The sequence below is a fragment of the Mycolicibacterium neoaurum ATCC 25795 genome (genome assembly GCF_000691525.1).
Taxonomy (GTDB): Bacteria; Actinomycetota; Actinomycetes; order Mycobacteriales; family Mycobacteriaceae; genus Mycobacterium; species Mycobacterium neoaurum.
Genome location: NZ_JMDW01000005.1, coordinates 39,341 through 58,733, shown reverse-complemented (window position 1 = coordinate 58,733; position 19,393 = coordinate 39,341). Strand labels below are relative to the sequence as shown.

At 66.9% G+C, this 19,393-nt stretch carries 17 protein-coding genes; 7 read left to right on the top strand and 10 right to left on the bottom strand.

Features of this window, described 5'->3' with window-relative positions:
- Window positions 1–5 precede the first annotated feature (5 nt).
- The 5 genes from IC40_RS0104630 to IC40_RS0104610 all read left to right on the top strand — a co-directional run bounded on the left by IC40_RS0104630 (window position 6) and on the right by IC40_RS0104610 (window position 6,411).
- On the top strand, window positions 6–1,529 hold the full coding sequence (locus tag IC40_RS0104630) for a PucR family transcriptional regulator (protein ID WP_030133583.1): 1,524 nt from the start codon (window positions 6–8) through the stop codon (window positions 1,527–1,529).
- Window positions 1,530–1,678: 149 nt separating this feature from the next.
- On the top strand, window positions 1,679–2,932 hold the full coding sequence (locus IC40_RS0104625; RefSeq protein ID WP_030133582.1) for an NAD(P)/FAD-dependent oxidoreductase: 1,254 nt from the start codon (window positions 1,679–1,681) through the stop codon (window positions 2,930–2,932).
- Window positions 2,933–3,009: 77 nt separating this feature from the next.
- Entirely contained in the window at window positions 3,010–3,489 is a 480-nt protein-coding gene (locus IC40_RS0104620) for a GreA/GreB family elongation factor (RefSeq protein ID WP_030133581.1), read from the top strand.
- Between the two features lie 25 nt (window positions 3,490–3,514).
- Window positions 3,515–5,032, top strand: a complete 1,518-nt coding sequence (locus tag IC40_RS0104615) for a TldD/PmbA family protein (protein WP_030133580.1) — start codon at window positions 3,515–3,517, stop codon at window positions 5,030–5,032.
- Window positions 5,029–6,411, top strand: coding sequence for a metallopeptidase TldD-related protein (locus IC40_RS0104610; protein WP_030133579.1), 1,383 nt, complete (start codon window positions 5,029–5,031; stop codon window positions 6,409–6,411). Before IC40_RS0104615 ends, IC40_RS0104610 begins: the two co-directional genes overlap by 4 nt.
- Before the next feature lie 11 nt (window positions 6,412–6,422).
- Here the strand turns inward: IC40_RS0104610 and IC40_RS0104605 are convergent, their stop codons facing one another.
- Together IC40_RS0104605 and IC40_RS0104600 are read right to left on the bottom strand one after the other, a co-directional pair.
- Complete coding sequence (locus IC40_RS0104605; protein ID WP_030133578.1) at window positions 6,423–7,763, bottom strand: helix-turn-helix transcriptional regulator; 1,341 nt, start codon at window positions 7,761–7,763, stop codon at window positions 6,423–6,425.
- 52 nt (window positions 7,764–7,815) lie between these two features.
- Window positions 7,816–9,192, bottom strand: a complete 1,377-nt coding sequence (locus tag IC40_RS0104600) for an APC family permease (protein ID WP_042509567.1) — start codon at window positions 9,190–9,192, stop codon at window positions 7,816–7,818.
- A gap of 167 nt (window positions 9,193–9,359) precedes the next feature.
- On the opposite strand from IC40_RS0104600, the gene IC40_RS0104595 reads away from it, so the two are divergent.
- Both IC40_RS0104595 and IC40_RS0104590 read left to right on the top strand, forming a co-directional pair.
- Window positions 9,360–11,027: an amidohydrolase gene (locus IC40_RS0104595; protein ID WP_157837301.1), complete on the top strand. Its 1,668-nt coding sequence runs from the start codon at window positions 9,360–9,362 to the stop codon at window positions 11,025–11,027.
- A gap of 61 nt (window positions 11,028–11,088) precedes the next feature.
- Window positions 11,089–11,904, top strand: coding sequence for a carboxymuconolactone decarboxylase family protein (locus IC40_RS0104590; protein ID WP_030133575.1), 816 nt, complete (start codon window positions 11,089–11,091; stop codon window positions 11,902–11,904).
- 4 nt (window positions 11,905–11,908) lie between these two features.
- On the opposite strand, the gene IC40_RS0104585 is transcribed toward IC40_RS0104590, so the two are convergent.
- Genes IC40_RS0104585 through IC40_RS0104550 form a run of 8 tightly spaced genes read right to left on the bottom strand, consistent with a single transcriptional unit; the run spans window position 11,909 to window position 19,241 of the window.
- Window positions 11,909–12,877 (bottom strand): sugar kinase, encoded by a 969-nt coding sequence (locus IC40_RS0104585; RefSeq protein ID WP_030133574.1) that lies wholly within the window; start codon window positions 12,875–12,877, stop codon window positions 11,909–11,911.
- Entirely contained in the window at window positions 12,874–13,509 is a 636-nt protein-coding gene (eda, locus tag IC40_RS0104580) for a bifunctional 4-hydroxy-2-oxoglutarate aldolase/2-dehydro-3-deoxy-phosphogluconate aldolase (RefSeq protein ID WP_030133573.1), read from the bottom strand. The genes IC40_RS0104585 and eda overlap by 4 nt, the downstream gene beginning before the upstream one ends.
- Complete coding sequence (locus tag IC40_RS0104575; protein ID WP_030133572.1) at window positions 13,509–14,645, bottom strand: mandelate racemase/muconate lactonizing enzyme family protein; 1,137 nt, start codon at window positions 14,643–14,645, stop codon at window positions 13,509–13,511. Before IC40_RS0104575 ends, eda begins: the two co-directional genes overlap by 1 nt.
- 60 nt (window positions 14,646–14,705) lie before the next feature.
- Window positions 14,706–16,301, bottom strand: coding sequence for an N-acyl-D-amino-acid deacylase family protein (locus tag IC40_RS0104570; protein ID WP_030133571.1), 1,596 nt, complete (start codon window positions 16,299–16,301; stop codon window positions 14,706–14,708).
- 5 nt (window positions 16,302–16,306) lie between these two features.
- The gene (locus IC40_RS0104565) at window positions 16,307–17,047 is read right to left on the bottom strand and encodes an amino acid ABC transporter ATP-binding protein (RefSeq protein ID WP_275543307.1); all 741 of its coding nucleotides are present in this window, start codon (window positions 17,045–17,047) and stop codon (window positions 16,307–16,309) included.
- On the bottom strand, window positions 17,044–17,748 hold the full coding sequence (locus IC40_RS0104560; RefSeq protein WP_030133569.1) for an amino acid ABC transporter permease: 705 nt from the start codon (window positions 17,746–17,748) through the stop codon (window positions 17,044–17,046). Before IC40_RS0104560 ends, IC40_RS0104565 begins: the two co-directional genes overlap by 4 nt.
- On the bottom strand, window positions 17,748–18,410 hold the full coding sequence (locus tag IC40_RS0104555) for an amino acid ABC transporter permease (protein ID WP_030133568.1): 663 nt from the start codon (window positions 18,408–18,410) through the stop codon (window positions 17,748–17,750). The genes IC40_RS0104560 and IC40_RS0104555 overlap by 1 nt, the downstream gene beginning before the upstream one ends.
- A 9-nt stretch (window positions 18,411–18,419) precedes the next feature.
- A complete protein-coding gene (locus IC40_RS0104550) occupies window positions 18,420–19,241 on the bottom strand; it encodes a transporter substrate-binding domain-containing protein (RefSeq protein ID WP_030133567.1) in 822 nt (273 codons plus the stop codon).
- Window positions 19,242–19,393 lie beyond the last annotated feature (152 nt).

Below are 19,393 nucleotides of genomic sequence, written 5' to 3'. Positions count from 1 at the left end.
CGATCGTGATCACCTTGGATCGCCTGGTCAATGTGCTGGGCGGGTATGGCGTGGTGACGCGGTTGTGCGCGGTGCCGCGCAGCACCGAACTGCGCAGCGTGGTGCTGCCCGAGACCGCTGGTGGCGAGCCGGTGCTCGGTGACGTGCTGCTGGCCATCGGCGCTGACTCGGTGGATCAGGCGTTGGCCTTGGCGGTCTCGGCGCATGCGGCCGTGGTCCTGGTCCGGGGCGCCGATGACGAGGTTCCCGCGTCGCTTCCCGATGGCGTCGCGGTGCTGTTGGTGGACGCCGCGCTGCCGTGGAGCGAGCTGGCGGCCGTGGCCTACGGGCTGGTGCTGGAGGGCCGGGAGACCGAATCGGGCCGCGGTCCCACCGATCTGTTCGCGCTTGCGGACAGCCTGGCGGCGGCGATCGGCGGCGCGGTCATCATCGAGGATCGGCACGCGCAGATGCTGGCCTATTCGCGATTGCAGCAGACGGCCGATGCGGCGCGCGTGGAGACCATCCTGCGACGCGAGCAACCCGCGCGGGTTCGTGATGAGCTGGCCCGCCGCGGTGTCTTCGCGCATCTGGGCTCCTCCGATGAGCCGATCTTCGTCGATCCGGACCCGCAGCTCGGACTGACCGGACGGATGGTGGTCGCCGCCCGGGTCGGCCGCGAGCTGTTGGGCTCGGTGTGGGTGGCCTGTTCCGAGCCGTTGCAGGGGACGGGGCTGACCGCGCTGCGCACCGGGGTGCGCACCGTCGCGTTGCATCTGCTGCGCTCGCGCGCCAGTGCCGACCTGGAGCGCCAGGTGGAGTCGGAATCGGTGCAGCGTCTGCTCGAGGGTGCCGCCGATGCGGTCGCGGTGGCCAGCCGGGTGGGGCTGCCGCTGGGGCCGCTGCGGGTCATCGCATTGCGCGCCCGGCTGGAACCCGACCGGCACACCGCGCTGCTGGTGACCTTCGAGAAGGCCACGGCCGGCTTCGGGTGGTCGCGTCCCGGGCGCAGCGCGTTGGCGGAGAACACTGTGTACACGGTGTTGCCGGGGGAGAGCGCCGAAACCGCACGGGCGTGGCTGGACGAACTGCGCGCGGTCCTGCCGGGGCAGGCGACGCTGATGGCCGGTATCAGCGGGGCCGCCGAGGCGGGCGAGCTGGCCGCCGCCCGCTGGGAGGCAGACGAATGTCTGGCCCTGCACGAGGCCGGAGCGCCGGATCTACCCCCGCCGGCCTATGACGAATCCTGGGACGACCTGGTCCTGCAGCGTCTGCGCACCGCCGTGGACAACGGCCGTGGCCCGAGTCGGGGACCGGTCATCGATCTGGACCGGCACGACCGCGAACACGGCACTCCCTATGTGCGGACCCTGCGGGTGTGGCTGGAATGCCAGGGTGATCCGGTGCGCACCGGCGCGGTTCTCGGCGTGCACGAGAACACCGTGCGCTACCGGTTGCGCAAGATGGCCGAGGTGGCCGCAGTGCAGGTCGACGATCCGCGCAAGCGGCTGGCCATGATGATCGAACTGGCAACCCTCGACCGCGGCTGATTGTCGGATCGCCACAATCGGCTTGTACCCAACTGTCGGATACCGCAACACCAGGCCTTCCGATCGGCCGCATGATGGCCCTGTACGGCGTCGGACGACGACGCCGTTCCGAAGCATCGGAGTCAGGAGGGCGCGCCATGGGCGAGGGGATGGCCGGGGTCGATCGCATCGACGGCGGACCGCGGCAGGTCGTGGTGGTGGGTGCCGGCATCGTCGGGCTGTCCACCGCATGGTTCCTGCAGGAACGTGGTGTGCAGGTCACCGTCATCGACCGGACCGGGGTGGCGGCCGGCGCGTCGTGGGGTAACGCCGGCTGGCTCTCACCTGCGCTGACCATTCCGCTCAACCAGCCCGCGGTGCTGCGATACGGGCTGAAATCGTTGTTCAATCCGTCTGCGCCACTGCATATTCCGCTGCGAGCCGATCTCGGCCTCGCGCGTTTCCTCGCCACCTTCGCCCGGCACTGCACCACGGCGTCGGCCGAGCGCGCGGTGCGCGCCAATCAGCCCTTCAACGCCGAATGTCTGGAGGCCTTCGACGTACTTTCGGGCAACGGGGTGGATGTACCGGTCACCGAATCGGCGATCACCGCGTTGTTCGAGACCGACGCCCACGCCCGTGAATTACGGCACGAGATCGCGATGCTGGAGCGGGCGGGCCTGGCCGTCGAGGTGAACGAGCTTCGCGGTGCCGGTCTGCGCGAGGCCGTGCCGCTGACCTCGGGCGTGGCCACCGTGGCCGTCGCCGTCGATCGGCAGCGGTATATCGACCCGGGACGGTTCGTTACCGCCCTCGGTGAGGCGGTGGCCGAACGCGGCGCGGCAATGCCGGTCGACCAGGTCATCGGGGTGAGCCCGCAGGGCAGCCGCGTCATCGTCCGCGGTGCCGGGGGCACCGACTACACCGCCGATGCCGTCGTCGTCGCCACCGGCGCGTGGCTGAACGAACTGACCCGGCCATGGGTGCGAGTCCCGGTCCGGGCCGGCCGCGGGTACTCGTTCACGGTGCCCATCGACCGGGCCATGCCGGGGCCGATCTACCTGCCCACCGAACGGGTGGCATGCACGCCCTACCAGGGTGCGATGCGCGTGGCGGGCACCATGGAATTCCGGGAACCAGAGGCACCCATCGCGCCGGCCCGGGTCCGCTCGATCGTCAGGTCGGCCGCACGTCTGCTCGACGGGGTGCGATGGGACGAGGCGCGCGATGTGTGGGTCGGTCCGCGGCCCGTCAGTGCCGACGGCCTGCCCATGATCGGTCAGGTCGGTCCCAGCGTCTATGTGGCGGGCGGGCACGGCATGTGGGGACTGGCCCACGGCCCGGTGACCGGCCGACTGCTGACCGAGCAGATCACCACCGGCAAGCAACCCGAGGCGCTGCGTGCGTTCGACCCGCTGCGCTGACACGACTTTCACCCTGTCGTCAGGGGCGGAGGGATATCCCCGCCCCTGACGACCAACCATCGATACGAGGAGTTCCCATGACCACCGCCGCGACGCCTGTCTGGCTCACCCCGGACGCCCATGCCCGATTGCTCGAGGAGTTGGAGGTGCTGCGTACCTGGTCGATCACCGGCGTCGACGGTGACGACAGCGACGCCGCCGACAGCAACGCCGTGGCGGTGCGGCGGGCGCAGCAGGGCCGCATCCAACAGATCCACGACATGCTGGCCGCCGCGGTCGTCGGCGAGGACCCGCCCAACGACGGTGTCGCCGAACTCGGCATGGTGCTGACCGTGCGCTTCGAGGACGGCTCGGCCAACCCGGAAACCGAGACGTTCCTGCTCGGCGTGCGCGGCGCGGACTACGGCGATATCGAGGTCTACTCGGTGAATTCGCCTCTCGGCGAGGCAATCTGCGGTGCGCGATCCGGTGAGAGGCGGGAGTATCGTCTGCCGACGGGGCAGCTCCAGGCGGTGACGCTGGTCTCGGCCGTGCCCTACGGGATGCACACACGCTGACCGACGGCCCGCTACGGTGGGGGCCGTGACTGCCCACTCGGTCGATGCCGATTTTCTCGCGTTACCTCGCCGGGCACTGGCCGACGCCGCCCTCTCGGCGGCGTTGGCGGCCGGCGCCAGCTATGCCGACCTGCGGATCCACCGACTGACCACCGAGATCATCCAGTTACGTGACGGCAGCCTGGAAACCGCCGATATCAACCACGAGGTCGGGTTGGCGGTGCGGGTCATCGTCGACGGCACCTGGGGGTTCGCCGCGCATGCCGAGTTGGCCCCCGAGGTGGCCGCCGAGACGGCCCGCCGCGCCGTCCGGGTGGCCACCACGCTGGCACCGCTGAACGCCGAGCGCATCGAACTGGCCGAGGAACCGGTCTATAACGATCTGAGCTGGGTGTCGAGCTATCGGATCGACCCGTTCACGATCCCGACGGCGGACAAGATCGCGGTGCTCGGCGACTATTCGGAGCGCCTGCTCGCCGCCGACGGGGTGGATCACGTGTCGGCCAGTCTGCAGGCGGTCAAGGAACAGACCTATTACGCCGACAGTTTCGGCACCTCCACCACCCAGCAACGGGTGCGGGTGCAGCCGCTGCTGGACGCCGTGAGCGTCGATGCGGCGGCGGGTTCATTCGAGACCATGCGGACGCTGGCACCCCCGATGGGGCGTGGCTGGGAAGCCGTCGTCTCCGACGATGTGTGGAACTGGAGCGCAGAACTGGCCGAGTTGCCGGCGCTGCTCGCCGAGAAGGTCAAGGCGCCCAGCGTCACCGCCGGGCCGTCCGACCTGGTGATCGACCCGACCAATCTGTGGCTGACCATCCACGAATCCATCGGGCACGCCACCGAATACGACCGGGCGATCGGTTATGAGGCGGCGTATGCCGGCACGTCCTTCGCGACACCGGACAAACTGAACACCATGAGGTACGGATCGCCGGTGATGAACGTGACCGCCGACCGTACCGTCGAACACGGCCTGGCCACCGTCGGTTTCGACGACGAGGGGGTGCGCGCCCAGAGCTGGGACCTGGTGCGCGACGGCCTTTTCGTCGGTTATCAGCTGGACCGGGTGTTCGCCCCGCGGCTCGGGGTGCGCCGGTCCAACGGATGCTCCTACGCCGATTCGGCGCAGCACGTGCCGATCCAGCGGATGGCCAATGTGTCGCTGCAGCCCGCAACCGAGGACCTCAGCACCGCCGACCTGATCTCCCGGGTGTCCGACGGCATCTACATCGTCGGCGACAAATCGTGGTCGATCGACATGCAGCGCTACAACTTTCAGTTCACCGGACAGCGGTTCTTCCGGATTCGCGACGGTCGGCTGGACGGTCAGCTGCGTGATGTCGCCTACCAGGCCACCACCACCGACTTCTGGGGTTCGATGGAGGCCGTCGGCGGACCGTCGACCTGGCGCCTCGGTGGCGCGTTCAACTGCGGCAAGGCCCAGCCCGGTCAGGTCGCCCCGGTCAGCCACGGCTGCCCGTCGGCGCTGTTCCGCGGTATCAACGTCCTGAACACCCAAGCAGAATCGGGTCGCTCATGATCGCGCCACAGCAGGTCGTCGACCGCGCCCTCGCCGAGGCCGCCCGGCTCGGCCGTGCCGAGGAGACCATTGTCATCGTGACCGACCGCGCGGACGCGTCGCTGCGCTGGGCCGGTAACTCGATGACCACCAACGGCGAAACCGTCGGGCGCAGCACCACGGTCATCTCGGTGATCCGGCGCGGCGAGCAGGCCCATGTCGGATCGGTGAGCAGCACCGAGGTCGATCCCGCGGCGATCACCGCGCTGGTCGCGGCCTCCCAGGATGCGGCCGCCGCGGCCCCCGCCGCCGGTGATGCCGCGCCGGCCCTGCCCGCCGACACGGGTCCCGCCGACTGGGATGCCGCGGTGCCCAGCACCGGTGCCGATGTGTTCACCGATGTGGCAACGGGTTTGGTGCACGGCTTCCGTGCCGCCCGGGGCGCCGGCGACCAGCTCTACGGGTATGCCCGCCACGTGCTGGAGACGACGTTCGTGGCCACCTCGACCGGCCTGCGGCGGCGTTACACGCAGCCGACCGGTTCGGTGGAGATCAATGCCAAACGCGGCGGCGCCAGTGCGTGGGCTGGTGTCGGCACACCCGATTTCGCCGATGTGTCCACCGATGCGCTGTTGGCAGACCTGTCATTGCGCCTGGGTTGGGCCGAGCGCGCCGTCGCGCTGCCCGCCGGCCGCTACGAGACCCTGATGCCACCCTCGACGGTCGCCGACATGCTGATCTATCTGGCCTGGAGCATGGACGGGCGCGGTGCGCAGGAGGGCCGGTCGGCGTTGTCGGCGCCGGGTGGGACCAGGGTGGGGGAGAAGCTCACCGACCTCGGGTTGACCATGTACTCCGATCCGGCTGCGCCGGGGCAGGAATGCCGGCCGTTCGTCGCGGTGCCGACGTCATCGGACCAGGCCTCGGTGTTCGACAACGGGATGGACATCGGCCGGGTGGACTGGATTCGCGACGGTGTCATCAACGCGCTGGCCTACCCGCGTGCGGCCGCCGCGGAATTCTCTGCGCCGGTGGCGGTTCCGGCCGACAACCTGTTGGTCACCGGTGGCAGCGCGGAGCCGGCGGACATGATCGCCTCGACCGAGCGCGGGCTGCTGCTGACCACGCTGTGGTACATCCGCACCGTCGATCCGACCGTGTTGTTGTTGACGGGGCTGACCCGCGACGGGGTCTACCTGATCGAAGACGGCGAAGTGACCGCCGCGGTGAACAACTTCCGGTTCAACGAGAGCCCGCTGGATCTGTTGCGCCGGGCCACCGAGGCTGGGGTCAGTGAACCGACGCTGCCCAGGGAATGGGGTGATTGGGCCACCCGGGCGACCATGCCGTCGCTGCGGATCCCCGATTTCCACATGTCCTCGGTCAGTCAGGCGCAATAGTTTCGGCGATTTCAGCCGATCATCACGGCTTGTACATTCAGGCCGTGCGTGGCGTCGATTGTGTCGATCAGCGCATCGACGTCATCACGCAGATGCGGACGCGGATACACCAGCCATACATTCACGTCTCGAGTGCGGGTATCACGAAGTATCCCGGCCAACGCGGACAGGGTGTCGAGCGTCGTCTGCCTGCCGGCGTAGTCGACCATCAGGCATGGCGTCGAACCGTTCTCGACGAAGGACTTGAGTCCCTGGATCAGATGGTCGTCGCACATCTCGGCGCTGCCGACGCGCAGCGGCAACAGGTGACGTCGCGCGTGGGCGGACGGGGCGGGTGGCGCCGGCTCATCGGTTTCGGGGCCCTTGATCCGCTCGAAGAGGTCGGCCCGCGAACCGACGTTCTTGAGCAGGATCGGCGTGATCGACAGTCGCGGCGGGTCGGTCGGGTTGGCGACCCGGCTGCGATGTTCGGCGATGAGCCCGGCGGTTGTGTCGGCGGTGACCTGCTCGACAATGTCGTCGCGCTGCACCAGCGGCCGATAGCGCGCACGGTACTCGGCGGGTGTCTGTTTGAACCAGTCGGCGTAACACCTGGTGAAGTATTTGACATCGGAGAACCCGCACTGCGCAGAGATATCGCGCATCGTGTGGTCGGTCGTGAGCAGGAATCGTTCGGCGTGCATGACGCGGAGCGCCGTGACCATGCTGCTGAAACTGATCGCGGAATGGTTCTTCACGAAGTGCGATACGTAGGACTTCGAATAGTGATGCGCCGCAGCGACATCCTGCAACACATCGCGACTGTCCAGATGGTGGCGCGCGACCGACTGGATGCTGCGTAGCTTGCTGCGCTGCTCATCGGTCATCGGCCGGTCACGCTGGTAGTAGTCGGCAATGGTGTAGCCGGTACACAGCAGGTGCACCAGCTCGGAGCTCCGGGCGTCGAGCCGGTGCGAATCGCTGCCGTCCGCGAGGTCGATGATGTCGAGCAGCAGGCCGCGCAGCAGTGCCTCCTGTTTGCGGAAGCGGGGAAGATCGAACGACTCACAGGCGAACAGGATGTCCTCGATGAACGGATCGATATCGGTGAACGCGCAGAGGTCGAGATGGATGATCGCCGTGACGTTGTCCGCGGATCCGTCGAGCAGATGCGGATCGAGCCGGTTGACGACCGCATAGTCACCTGCGGTCAGATCGAAGTCTTCGCTACTGACCCGCAGGTGCAGGTCGCCGGCCAGGACGTAGACGATCTCCAGCGCATCGGGATGCGCATGCATGGCGGTGCGCCGGACCGCCCGGACCGACGTGCACGCCCGGGTGCCGGGGGCGAACGTCGTCACCACGTCGAGCACCCGATCAACGTATACCCGAGACCCGGCGGGTACGACCGCTGCGGGAAGCGCCTCAGCCCACCGGTCCGGTAGGCGTCGGCGTTGTCCCCGCGTCCTCGGACACGTCGATTTCGATCGGCGGCCGCCGGAACCCCTTGGTCGTGACGCCGAGATAGATGATGCCTAGCACGAGCCAGACCGCTCCGAGAATCTTCGCGGTGGAGTCGACGTTGGCAAGGAGCACTGCGCAGACGATCATGCCGATGGCGGGAATGACCAGGTAAGGCAGCAGATCGCCACCCGAGCGCCGTCGGCCGCGGAGGTAGAAGTGACTGATGACCGAGTAGTTGACCATGATGAATCCGGTCAGTGCGCCGAAGGCGACCAGGGATGCGGCGCCGACCAGATTGTCGGCGTAGAAGATCGCGGTGAGGGCGATCGCCGTCATCACCATGATGTTGTTGACCGGTGTCTGGAACCGTCGGTTGAGTACACCGAAGAAGCGCTGGGGCAGGGCGCCGTCGCGGCCCATCCCGTACAGGATGCGTGACGCCGCCGCCAGGCCGGCGATGGCGCACACCATGCTTGCGAGATTGTCGGTGACCAGGAACATCGTGGACAGGGTGTTACCACCGAGTCGGCCGAGCAGCTCGAAGATGCCCGCATCCGGATCCGCGATCTCGGTGGCGGCATCGGGCCAGGCCAGCTGCATGAAGTAGGAGATCACCGCAAAGCCGATTCCGGCGGTGATCGGGACGAGCAGTACCGCTCTCGGGACCGTCTTGGCGGGTTCGACAGTCTCCTCGGCCATTGTCGAGACGGCATCGAAGCCGAGGAAGGATGCGGCGAGAATCGATGCGGCCCAAAGCACATCCGGGGCCTGGAACGTCTGTGGGTTGAACAGTGCGGTGCCATCGAACAGTGTGCCTGCGCCGTTGCCGCTGCTGACATACACGCCGATGATCACCACCAGGCCTACGGCGAACAGGATCTGCGCACCGATCACCACCGAGTTGACCTGGCCCGCGATCTTCACCCCGAGCACATTCGTGACGGCACCGAGCGCCGCGGCCAGCACGACCCAGACCCAGACCGGGACGCCGGGGACGAACTGATTCATGTAGATCCCGATGAGCAGGTAGCAGACCATCGGCAGCAGCATGTAATCCAGCAGCATCACCCACCCGGTCAGAAAGCCCAGGTGTGGATGTACCGCGCGGCGAACGTAGGTGTAGGCCGAACCGGCCACCGGGAAGGTGCGCACCATCGTCGCGTAGCTGTACGCGGTGAAGAACATGACGACCGTGGTGGCGATATAGGCCAGCGTCATCATGCCGCCGGTCAACGTCGTGACCACGCCGAAATAGTTGAACACCACCGTGGGTGCCAGGTATGCCAGCCCGAACACCACGAGATTCCGCAGTGTCAGCACCCGCTTCAGTTCGGTCATCGGGCAAATGTAGGGAGTGACGACGGGTACCCGACAGACTCATTCGGCTCGATCGACATGACGATGACGCTCATTGCAGGCAGTGACCGCCGCAGAAAGCCGAATAGTCCTCTCAGGCCGACCGCATCGTCATGCTGCCGCCGATCTGGGGTGGATACGTTCGAGCGATGGGAATGGTGCTGAGCAATGCGCGGGTGTACACCTTGGATGTACAGCAGCCCGTGGTCGGTGGCGTCGTGATCGAGGACGGCGTCATCACGCGGGTGGGCGAGCTGGATTCGTGGCAGAACGTCGCGGGTCTGCCGGTGTACGACCTCGGCGGGCGCACCGTCATCCCGGGGTTGATCGACGCCCACACGCACCCGTCGATGGTGTCACAGAGCTTCTGGCACGTACGTCTTCCGTGGACGACCGATGTCGATGAGATCCTGTGCTTCATCCGGGAGTACGCCCAGGCGCATCCCGTCGCTGAGGCACCCTTCCTGTACTTCGAGTACTACCCGAGTGCGACGTTCCGCGACGGCGGCCCCACCAAGGAACTGCTCGACAGTGCGGTCTCGGATCGTCCGGTGTTGTGCCAGGACTTCAGCGATCACGAGCATTGGGTCAACAGCACGATGCTGGAGCTGATGGGTGTCGACAAGAACACCCCGGACCCGGTGCCGGGTCTGGAGATGTTCGTCCGTGACGAGGACGGCAATCCGACGGGTCTGTTGCGGGAGTTCGTCCATCGGCATTTCCTCGACGGCATGTACGAGCGCATCGGATGGCGGCCGCCGCAGGACCTGACTCCCGAACGGATCAAACCGTTCTTCGACTTCATGACCGAACATGGAGTGACCTCGTTGTTCGAGGCGCTGCTGCCCGACGAACAGCTCTTGCAGTCACTTGACGAACTCGATTCCCGCGGCGAATTGAACGTGTATTACGAAGGGGCTCTTCAGTTCCAGGATTTGGCAGGTCTACCGCAGGTGCTGGCCCGCGTCGAAGAGTTGCACGCCGGCTACGGTGGCGCGCACATCAGGATCCGCACCGTGAAGTTGTTCCTCGACGGCACCAACGAGAGTGGGAACAGCGCGGTGATCGCGCCCATGTGCTCGCACGCCCCGGCCGGCCTCGGTGAGATCGCGATGGATGTCGAGGAACTCACCCAGTGCCTGATTCTCTGCAACGATGCGCGGGTCGACGTGCATATCCATCTGGTCGGCGACCGTGCCTTCCGGGTGGCCTGTGACGCGGTCGGGGTCGCCCGGCAGCGGCTCGCCGACCGCTGGATGATCCAGGTGACGCTGGCGCACTGTGAACTGGTCGATCCGTCGGATATGGCGCGTCCCGCCGAGCTGGGTGTCTTCGTCAACTGGACGACACACTGGTCGGGCGGCTACTTCGGTGACGAGGCCCGACAGCACCTCGGCGACGAGCGCTGGAACCGCATGTACCGGTTCAATGAGATCGCCGCCGCCGGTGCGGTGGTGACGTTCGGCAGCGATGTCGTCACCGGATACGAATTGCACCGCGCAGCACCGATGTTCGGTATGCAGGTGGCCGCCACGCGAGTCGATCCCGAGTATCCGCTGGACCCCGCCGTGTACCCGGACAGCATCCGTCCCCGTGCCGACGCCATGCTGTCCCGAGAACTGATGCTGCGGGGTCACACGATCGACGCCGCCCGCCAGTTGCGTCTCGCCGACAGGCTGGGTTCGATCGAGGCAGGCAAGGTCGCGAATCTGGTTGTGCTGAACGCGGATCTGTTCGATGTTCCGGCCGAGGCGCTGAGCCAGGTCAAGTGCGACGCGGTGATGTTCGAAGGGAAGATCGTATCCGGGTCGCTGTAAACGGTCGCATCTGTGCACTTTGCGATATTGCCGACCGGTCGAGGCCATAATCGCTGGTGTGATGGACCTGCTGACCGGCCTGGTGGCGTTGTCGCCCGGTGGGCTGACCAACGAGAACCAGATGATGCGAAGCGCGTGCGCTGGGGCGCTCGGACTGGAGCCGCTGCCGTTCGAGGAGACTTCCGAGCCTTCGTCGGGTACCGAGCCGATGTTGGCGGCCGTTGCCGAGCAGTTCAGCACCGATGTCGCGGGGGTGTCGGTGCAGCAACGCGGCGCCCTGGTAGCGACGTTCGGGGCCGATGTGCTCAGCGTGGTCTCGCTGATGTTCGTCGCCGATTTCGTGCCCCGGGTGCGTGCCGGGCTCGGAGCACTCGGGGTCGAGTTCCCCGACCCGGACGGCTGGGATCACGCGACCCATCCGGCCGACGCGCTGCTGAACAGGTTCACCGGAGCGGTCGGTGCGCTGCGCGGGCTGGATCCGCTGATCACCGAGATCATCCGGTTGCGCGGGGCGGTGCAGCACAACTGCCGGTTGTGCCGGTCGCTGCGCGAATCGACGGCGCTGGAGGCCGGCGGTTCGGAATCGCTGTACGCCGATATCGAGGCGTATCAGAGTTCGGCGCGGCTGACCGAGGTGCACAAGGCAGCATTGGGTTATGTCGACGCGCTGATCTGGACACCGGCGGCGGTCGACGGAGCGGCAGCGGCTGTGCTGGAACACTTCTCGGCCGAACAAGCGGTGGAGATCACGCTGGATGTGATGCGCAACGCGACCAACAAGATCGCCGTCGCCCTCGGCGGTGACGAACCGCGGGTGGCCGAGGGGACCGAGATCTACCGGCTGGGCGATGACGGGATCCCGGTGTTCAGCTCCTGAGACGTCATCGACTGACCGGATCGGCGGGACTGCGTTGCAGCTGCGCCAGATCCGCACGGGTGGGGTTGGCCTCCCAGTCACCGCGGGCGGTACATGCCAGCGCGCCGCAGGCGACCGCGGTAGCGAGGCGGACGCGTAGCGCGGCACCGCGGGCCTGCTCGGCCAACCACCCGGCGACGAATGCGTCACCGGCACCGACGGTGTCGATCACCGGTACCTCGACGGCCGGCATCGAGTCGTAGTCACCCTCACGGGCTGCCGCCACTGCGCCCCGCTGACCGCGTTTGACGACGGCCTGGTCGGCGCCCCACTCCAGCAGGGTGTCCAGTTGCGCCCGCAGATCGCGGCTTTCGGTGAGCAACCCCGCCTCATCGTCGCCGGCGAACACGATATCGGCGCGGCGGGCAAGGGCCCGATATGCCTTCGCCGCGAGTTCCGCGTCCGCCCATAGAGATCCACGATGATTGACATCGAAGGACACGAGCGTGCCCGAGTCCTTGGCGTCATCGATCGCGCGATGGAGGGCAGACAGTGGGCCGGTGCCGAGTGCCGCCGAGATACCGGTGACATGAAGGATCTTCGCCGACGCGACCGCACCCTGGGGCACATCATCTGCCGTCAGCCGACTGCCGGCCTGCGTTTGCCGGTAGTAGCGCACACGACTGGACCCGGGCACCGGCAGCTCCTTGAGCATGATCGCCGTCGCAGCCACCGGGTCGATCGTGGCGTAAGTCCGGACGGATTCGGCGCGAAGCTCCCGCAGGATCAACGCGCCGACGGCGTCGGCACCGAGGCGGCCGATCCAGCCCGCCGCGCCACCGAGTCTGGCGACACCGATGGCGACATTGCTCTCTGCGCCCCCGAACGTCAGTCGCATCCGGCTTCCGTGCCGCAGTGCGCCCGGCTCCTCGCAGCTGAGCAGTCCGAGACTCTCGCCCACGGTGACGACATCGAGTGTGCGGGGCTCGGTCATCGCGGCAGGCCCACGGTCCGGCACGCGGCGACGGCTGCGCGGGCAGCCTCGGCCACGGCCGCCGCACCCGCGGGGGCCGAGGCCGTGATCCAGCTTCCGCTGACCGCGAATACCGATGGCAAGCAGGAGAACTCGCCGGCATTGTGTTGGTTGACGCCCGATGACGGCATGAATCGGGTGTCCGGGAAGACGTCGGCATAGGCGCCGAGCATCAGGCGGGCGTCCACGGCCGATGCGGGAAACAGTTTGAGGTGTGTGAGTCCGAGCCGCGCGGCGGCCGCCACTTCGGTGGGGGTGAGCACACCGGGTATCACCGGGTGGCCCGCGGTGGTGACCCGCTCGACGACCTCGACATCCAGACCCGGCGCCACGATGAACCCGGCGCCCGCGTCCACCGCCTCGGCCGCCTGCCGGGTGGTCAGCACGGTTCCGGCCCCGACCAGCAGATCACCGCGCGCCGCGAGCCGCCGAATCGCCAGGAGGCCATGCGATCCGCGCAACGCCACCTCGACCACCGGCAGGCCCGCGGCGACGAGACCGTCACCGATGGCGTCGATATGTTCCTCGGCGCGCACCGTCGCCAGGGGGATGACGGGATGATCGAGCAGTGGATGCCCGGTCAGCGCTGACATCACGCGGCCGCCGCGAATGTCGGGTTGGTCCCGTAGCGGTTCAGTGCTTCGGGGCACAGCGCGATACCGAGTCCCGGTCGGTCCGGCACCGTGAGCAGGCCGTCGCTGTCCAGCTCCCAGCCACCGACGACGAGTTCGTCGATATAGGCCGCTCCGGTCTTGTACTCCACCAGATCGGTGCCCGACAGTGCCGATGCCAGGTGCAGGTCGGCGGCCAGTCCCACGGCGGTGTTCCAGCCGTGCGGCACCAGACGGATCCCGCGATCCTGTGCCGCCCAGCCGATTCGGCGCGATTCGCTGAGCCCGCCGCCCTTGGTCGTATCGGGCTGGACGATATCGAAGGCGCCGGCGGCGAGATAGGGCGCGAAGGACTGTCGACGGGTGAGTACCTCGCCGCCGCTGATGGGTACGCGGGAGTGTGCACGTAGCGCCACGAATCCGTCGATGTCGTCAGGATCGAGAGCTTCCTCGAACCAGGCGACCTCGTAGTCGGCCAGCATATCGGCGGTGCGTTTCGCCCAGGACAGCGTCCCAGGGAAGAACGCCTCGGAACCACCGGCGTCCACTGCCAGTAGGCGATCGCCCACTGCGGCCCTGGCGGCGGCGACCGTGCGTTCGTCGGTGGAGAAGTCCACCCGGCCGAACTTCCACCAGCCGATCTTGAATGCCGAAAAGCCCTGTTCCACTAGATCGGTGAGGTTCTCCGACATCGCCGGTGCTTCGTCCATCAACACCGATGCGTAGGGGCGTACTCGTTCACGGTAACGCCCGCCGAGCAGGCGGCCGACGGGCTGACCGAGTGCCTGGCCGGCGAGATCCCACAGCGCGATGTCGATGGCGCTCGTGGCGTGGGTCAGGGTGCCGCCGCGGCCCATCCAGAATGCGCCCTGGTGCAGCGTTTCGGTCAGCCGTTCGACCTCCAGCGCACTCTGTCCGACGATCTGCGGGGCCAGCAGGTCCAACGCCGCCCGGATCAGTCCCTCCGAGGTGAATGCGCTGCCGATCCCGACGTGTCCGGTGTCGGTGTGAACGGCGACCAGCGTGTGGACCACGTCATCGGGTTGCAGTTCGTTGGACCATCCCCCCTCCGGGGTGGCGCCGCGCAGTCCGCAGGTGGCGATTCGGGTGATCTTCATGGTGAACGTGCTCCTCTTTTGTCGTCCGTTCCGGCGGACGTCGTGTGATGGTGCGGGGGATCAGGTACGTGACAGAAGCTGTCCGGGCCGACGGCCGGTGTGCACGGCGTCGGTGACAACCGCGACTCCGTTGACCCAGACGTGGCGCGCCGCATCGGCGTAGCCATCGGGCAGAGACCAGGTGTCGGTGCGGGCCAGAACGTCGGGATCGATGAGCACCAGGTCGGCGTGGTGGCCCTCGGTGATGCGACCGCGTCCGGTGATGCCGAAGTGGTCGGCGACCTTGCCGGTCATCCGGTGAACGGCATCCTCCAACGTCAGCGTTCCGACCGGGACATGGTGGGCCAGATAGTGGGTGTGGCCGTAGTAGAACAGGGGATGCCGGGTGCGGGCGGCCAGCGGTCCGGTGCAACGCGCGCTGAACGCGTCGACGCCCAGCAGGAAATGGTCATGCCCGATCGCCTCGGCAAGGTGCTCCTCGGTGAAGAGCTCACCGAGGAGCTGGACGGATCCGATATCCGGTCCGGCCGCCGACAGGACGTCGAAAAGGCAATCCCATTCGTCTTTCCCTGCCAGTTCGGCGATACGCGGGAAGCTCAGACCCTCCCATTGGGGATGCGTCGCACTGACCCCCAACCGGACCCGATCCCACTGGCCGCGGTGGATGAAACGCCAGTAGCGGTCGGAGTCCTCGCGCACCCGTCGGCGGATGTCGGAATCGCGCAGTAACTCGGCGATATCGGTGGCCGGTCGGTCCGCCAGCCACGGCGGCAGCAGGCCTGTGGCCATGCCGATACCGTCGGGGTAGGGCGTCATGTCAGTAAGCACCGCGCATCCGCGTTCACGCTCGGTGACCACGCGCTGTACGGCGTCGTGCCAGGCTCCCTCGGAGGCACCGGTACCGTGCCGCACGTTCAGATGTGAGATCTGCGCTCGCACTCCGCCGCGGTGGACGACGTCGAAGAACTCGTCCACTGCCGCAGCCAGCCCGGTATCGCGGTTGCGAATGTGGCTGCTGTACATGCCGTCCCGCTTACCGCAGACCGATGCCAGTTCGGCCAGCTCGTCGGTGTCGGCGAAACGCCCGGACCCGTACTCCAAACCACTGGAGAAGCCGATGGCGCCGGCTTCCAGTGCCGCTTCCAGCAGGCGAATGAGTTCGGCGCGACGGTCGACACCGTCGTGGGCGGCACGGGATGCCGCCGCGGTGCGTAAAGCGGTGTGGCCGACGAACCACATGAGGTTCTGGGTGGTGCCCCCGCCGTGCACGGTGTCGAGCAGTTCGCCGAAGCTCCGCCAGGTGATCTGTTCGGTATACCCGAGGGAGGCAAGTGCGCTCTGGGCCGCGGGCACGTCGGCATCATGCAATGGTGCATAGGTCACGCCACAGTTGCCGACCACCTCGGTGGTGACGCCCTGCCGGATGGTGCTGTGCGCCTCCGGGTTACCGAGCACCGACCAGTCTGTGTGGCTGTGCGGATCGATGAAACCCGGTGTCAGGATCATGCCACCGGCATCGACGGTGACGGCGGCCTCGTGGTGCGGGGACGTTCCGACATGGACGATGCGGCCGTCGAGAATGCCTACGTCGCACGGCCGGCCGGGTGCTCCGGTGCCGTCGATGACCCGTGCTCCCGTGATGAGGGTGTCGAGCATCGGTATCAGAGCACCTTGCTCAGGAACTCGCGGGTACGTGTCATTTGTGGCGTTCCGAAAAGATCTTTGGGAGAGCCGGTTTCGATGACCCTGCCCTCGTCCATGTAGATCACGCGATCGGCCACCTCGCGGGCGAACCCCATCTCGTGGGTCACGACGACCATGGTCATGCCGTCCTGGGCGAGGCCCTTCATGACCGCGAGTACCTCGCCCACGATCTCCGGGTCGAGCGCCGAGGTGGGCTCGTCGAACAGCATGACCTTCGGTTGCATCGCCAGGGCCCGCGCGATGGCAACCCGCTGCGCCTGCCCGCCGGACAGCGAGTCGGGATACGAGTCGGCCTTGCCCGCCAATCCGACACGCTCCAGCAGAGTGTGTGCGCGTTGGGTTGCCTCTTTGCGGTCACAGCCCAGGACGCGTTGGGGCGCCAACGCGATGTTCTGCGCGACGGTCATGTGCGGAAAGAGGTTGAAATGCTGGAACACCATCCCGACATCGCGGCGGACGATCGCGAGGTCGGTCCGTTTGTCTTGCGGACCCAGCGCGTGTCCGTTGACGACCACACTGCCGTGAGTCGGACGTTCCAGCCCGTTCATGCAGCGCAGCAGGGTGCTCTTACCGGAACCGGAGGCGCCGATGATGCAGACCACCTCACGAGGCGCGACGCGGCACGACACGCCGTGCAAGACCTCGTGGTCACCGAAACTCAGTCGTAGGTCGCTGATCTCGATCATGTCGGCGGTCATGATTTGGCTCCTGTCGGGGTGAGGGCCTCGGTGACACCGGGCGGTTGCACCCGTACGCCGAGGCGTCGTTCGTAGCGGCGGCCTGCGGCCGAGAGGGCGTAGCAGATGACGAAATAGCAGGCGCCGACGATGAGGTAGGTCGCGATGGGTTCCGCCGTCAGAGAGCTGACGATGTTGCCGGCGCGGGTGAGCTCCACCAAGCCGATCACCGCGACAAGGGAGCTGTCCTTGATGAGGATGACCAGGAATCCGACGCCCGGTGGCACCATGATGCGGGCTGCCTGGGGAAGGATGACCCAGCGCATCCGGGCCGGATAGGACAGTCCGAGCGCGTGCGCCGCCTCGAACTGACCGCGCGGGATCGCCTGGATGCTTCCGCGGACCAGTTCGGCGATGTAGGCCGAGGCGAAGACCGACAGGGCGATGACGCCCGCCCAGTAGTCGGGCAGGCTGGCCCCCGGAATGAGCAGGGGGACGCCGAAATAGACGAAGAAGATGATCAGTAGAACGGGTATGCCACGGATCAGCGCGACGTACACGGTGCTGACAATCCGCAGAACCTTGATGCTGCCCGTCGACATCAAGCCGAGAAGTAGTCCCAGCATCGATCCGAAAAGCAGTGACAGTACGCAGATCTGGATGGTGACGACGGCGCCGTTGAGGATCAACGATAGATGCTGCAGACCGAGTCCTTCGAACATCACGCCACCTTCCACTTGATGAATCGGGTCTCGATGAGCCGAGAGGAACTCGCGATCAGCAGGGCGACGGCGAAGTACATCAGGCCACCGACGGTGAACGTCTCGATGGTGCGAAACGTCGTCGACGTGATGCCCAGCATGGCGTGCATGAGGTCGGGAAGGGCTACGACCGACGTGATCGACGAGGCGAGGAACAACAGGATCGTCTGGTTGGTGATGGCGGGCAGCACGTTTCGCATGGCCGGCGCCAGCTGCACCTTCCAGAAAGTGTCCCGTCGGCTCAGGCCCAGGGCGGCGCCCGCCTCGGCAAGCCCCGCGGGCACCGATTCGAATCCGGCCCGGTAGATCTCGGCCATGTAGGCGGCATTGTTGAGGGAGAGCGCCAAGACCCCGGCCGCCACCGGGTCGAGGTTGACGCCCGCCTGGGGGAGGGCGAAGTAGATCAGGTACAGCTGTAGCAGCAACGGGGTGTTGCGGATGATCTCGATATAGGTGGCCGCCGCGGCGCGGATGACCCGGACCGTGGAGGACCGACCCGCGTACAGCACCAGCGCGAGGCCGCCGCCACCCACCACCGCGGCCGCACTGACCGCGATGCTGATCAGCAGCCCGAGCAACAGGGGATGTAGATAGGGGATGAGGTCGCCGTAGTAGAGCTGCATGGCGGTCGGCTACTTGATCAGGTCCGGGACATCGACCCCGAGCCAACGGTTGTAGGAGTCGTTGGCGGACTTGCTGATGTTGTAGTTCATGATGAAGTTGTTGAGGTAGTTCAGCCATAGCTGATCACCCATCTTCGCTCCGAACGACACCAGCGAGGGCGAGAGCGCGGGGGCGTCGAGGACGCGGACGGCGTCGCCCTGGCTGCGCCGGATATCGGCGACGACGGCGGTGCTCTCCATGAGGGCGTCGACCTTGTTGCTCCGCAGCGCCTGGATGGAGTCGGCCACGGCTTCGAAGAGACTTGCGCGCGCCTGCGGAAACTGGGTCTCCAGAATGGTGGCCGGGACGCTACCGCGGGTGGCGGCGACGGCACGGCCGTCGAGATCGTCGTAGGAGCGGATATCGCTGTCGGCCGGCACGACCACCAGCTGACCCTCCGATGCGTAGGGGCGGGTGAGCGCGACGACCTGCGCACGCTCGTCGAGGTTGGTCAGGGCGGCGATGATGACGTCGACCTTCTGCGTCTCCAGCATGGGGATGCGACTGGCGTTGGTGGTGCTCACGTATTCGACTTCGGCACCGAGTGATTCGGCCAGTGCGGTGGCCTTGTCGATGTCGAACCCCTCGTATTGACCCGAGCTGTTGAGCACCGAGTACGGGGGAGCGTCGGCGAACACTCCTATCGAGATCTTCTTGGAGGTAAGGACTTTCGTCAGTGTGCTCTCGCCGGTCTGGGCGGGTCCGTGCTGGCCGGACGAGGTGCATCCCGCAGCGGTCAGCGTGAGGGTGGTGGCGAGAACGGTGATCGCGACCCGAATGCGACGACGCATGACTCTCCTCTGATGGGTGTCGGATGGGAAGGCGACGGCCTGTGATCGGCAGCACGTCTTGGAACAGATTGGAGATTATCTATAATCTGTGATCGCTGCAACCCTGCGGTGAGCGGATTAGGATCTGAGTGCGCGGGACGACGGCCCGCGGA

What these genes read in the sequence shown, in the direction of transcription:
- IC40_RS0104625 (WP_030133582.1), top strand. Translation starts at nt 1,679, where the DNA reads ATGGCCGGGGTCGATCGCATCGACGGCGGACCGCGGCAGGTCGTGGTG.
- IC40_RS0104620 (WP_030133581.1), top strand. Translation starts at nt 3,010, where the DNA reads ATGACCACCGCCGCGACGCCTGTCTGGCTCACCCCGGACGCCCATGCC.
- IC40_RS0104610 (WP_030133579.1), top strand. Translation starts at nt 5,029, where the DNA reads ATGATCGCGCCACAGCAGGTCGTCGACCGCGCCCTCGCCGAGGCCGCC.
- IC40_RS0104600 (WP_042509567.1), bottom strand. Translation starts at nt 9,192, where the DNA reads ATGACCGAACTGAAGCGGGTGCTGACACTGCGGAATCTCGTGGTGTTC.
- IC40_RS0104595 (WP_157837301.1), top strand. Translation starts at nt 9,360, where the DNA reads ATGGGAATGGTGCTGAGCAATGCGCGGGTGTACACCTTGGATGTACAG.
- IC40_RS0104590 (WP_030133575.1), top strand. Translation starts at nt 11,089, where the DNA reads ATGGACCTGCTGACCGGCCTGGTGGCGTTGTCGCCCGGTGGGCTGACC.
- IC40_RS0104585 (WP_030133574.1), bottom strand. Translation starts at nt 12,877, where the DNA reads ATGACCGAGCCCCGCACACTCGATGTCGTCACCGTGGGCGAGAGTCTC.
- eda (WP_030133573.1), bottom strand. Translation starts at nt 13,509, where the DNA reads ATGTCAGCGCTGACCGGGCATCCACTGCTCGATCATCCCGTCATCCCC.
- IC40_RS0104575 (WP_030133572.1), bottom strand. Translation starts at nt 14,645, where the DNA reads ATGAAGATCACCCGAATCGCCACCTGCGGACTGCGCGGCGCCACCCCG.
- IC40_RS0104570 (WP_030133571.1), bottom strand. Translation starts at nt 16,301, where the DNA reads ATGCTCGACACCCTCATCACGGGAGCACGGGTCATCGACGGCACCGGA.
- IC40_RS0104565 (WP_275543307.1), bottom strand. Translation starts at nt 17,047, where the DNA reads ATGACCGCCGACATGATCGAGATCAGCGACCTACGACTGAGTTTCGGT.
- IC40_RS0104560 (WP_030133569.1), bottom strand. Translation starts at nt 17,748, where the DNA reads ATGTTCGAAGGACTCGGTCTGCAGCATCTATCGTTGATCCTCAACGGC.
- IC40_RS0104555 (WP_030133568.1), bottom strand. Translation starts at nt 18,410, where the DNA reads ATGCAGCTCTACTACGGCGACCTCATCCCCTATCTACATCCCCTGTTG.
- IC40_RS0104550 (WP_030133567.1), bottom strand. Translation starts at nt 19,241, where the DNA reads ATGCGTCGTCGCATTCGGGTCGCGATCACCGTTCTCGCCACCACCCTC.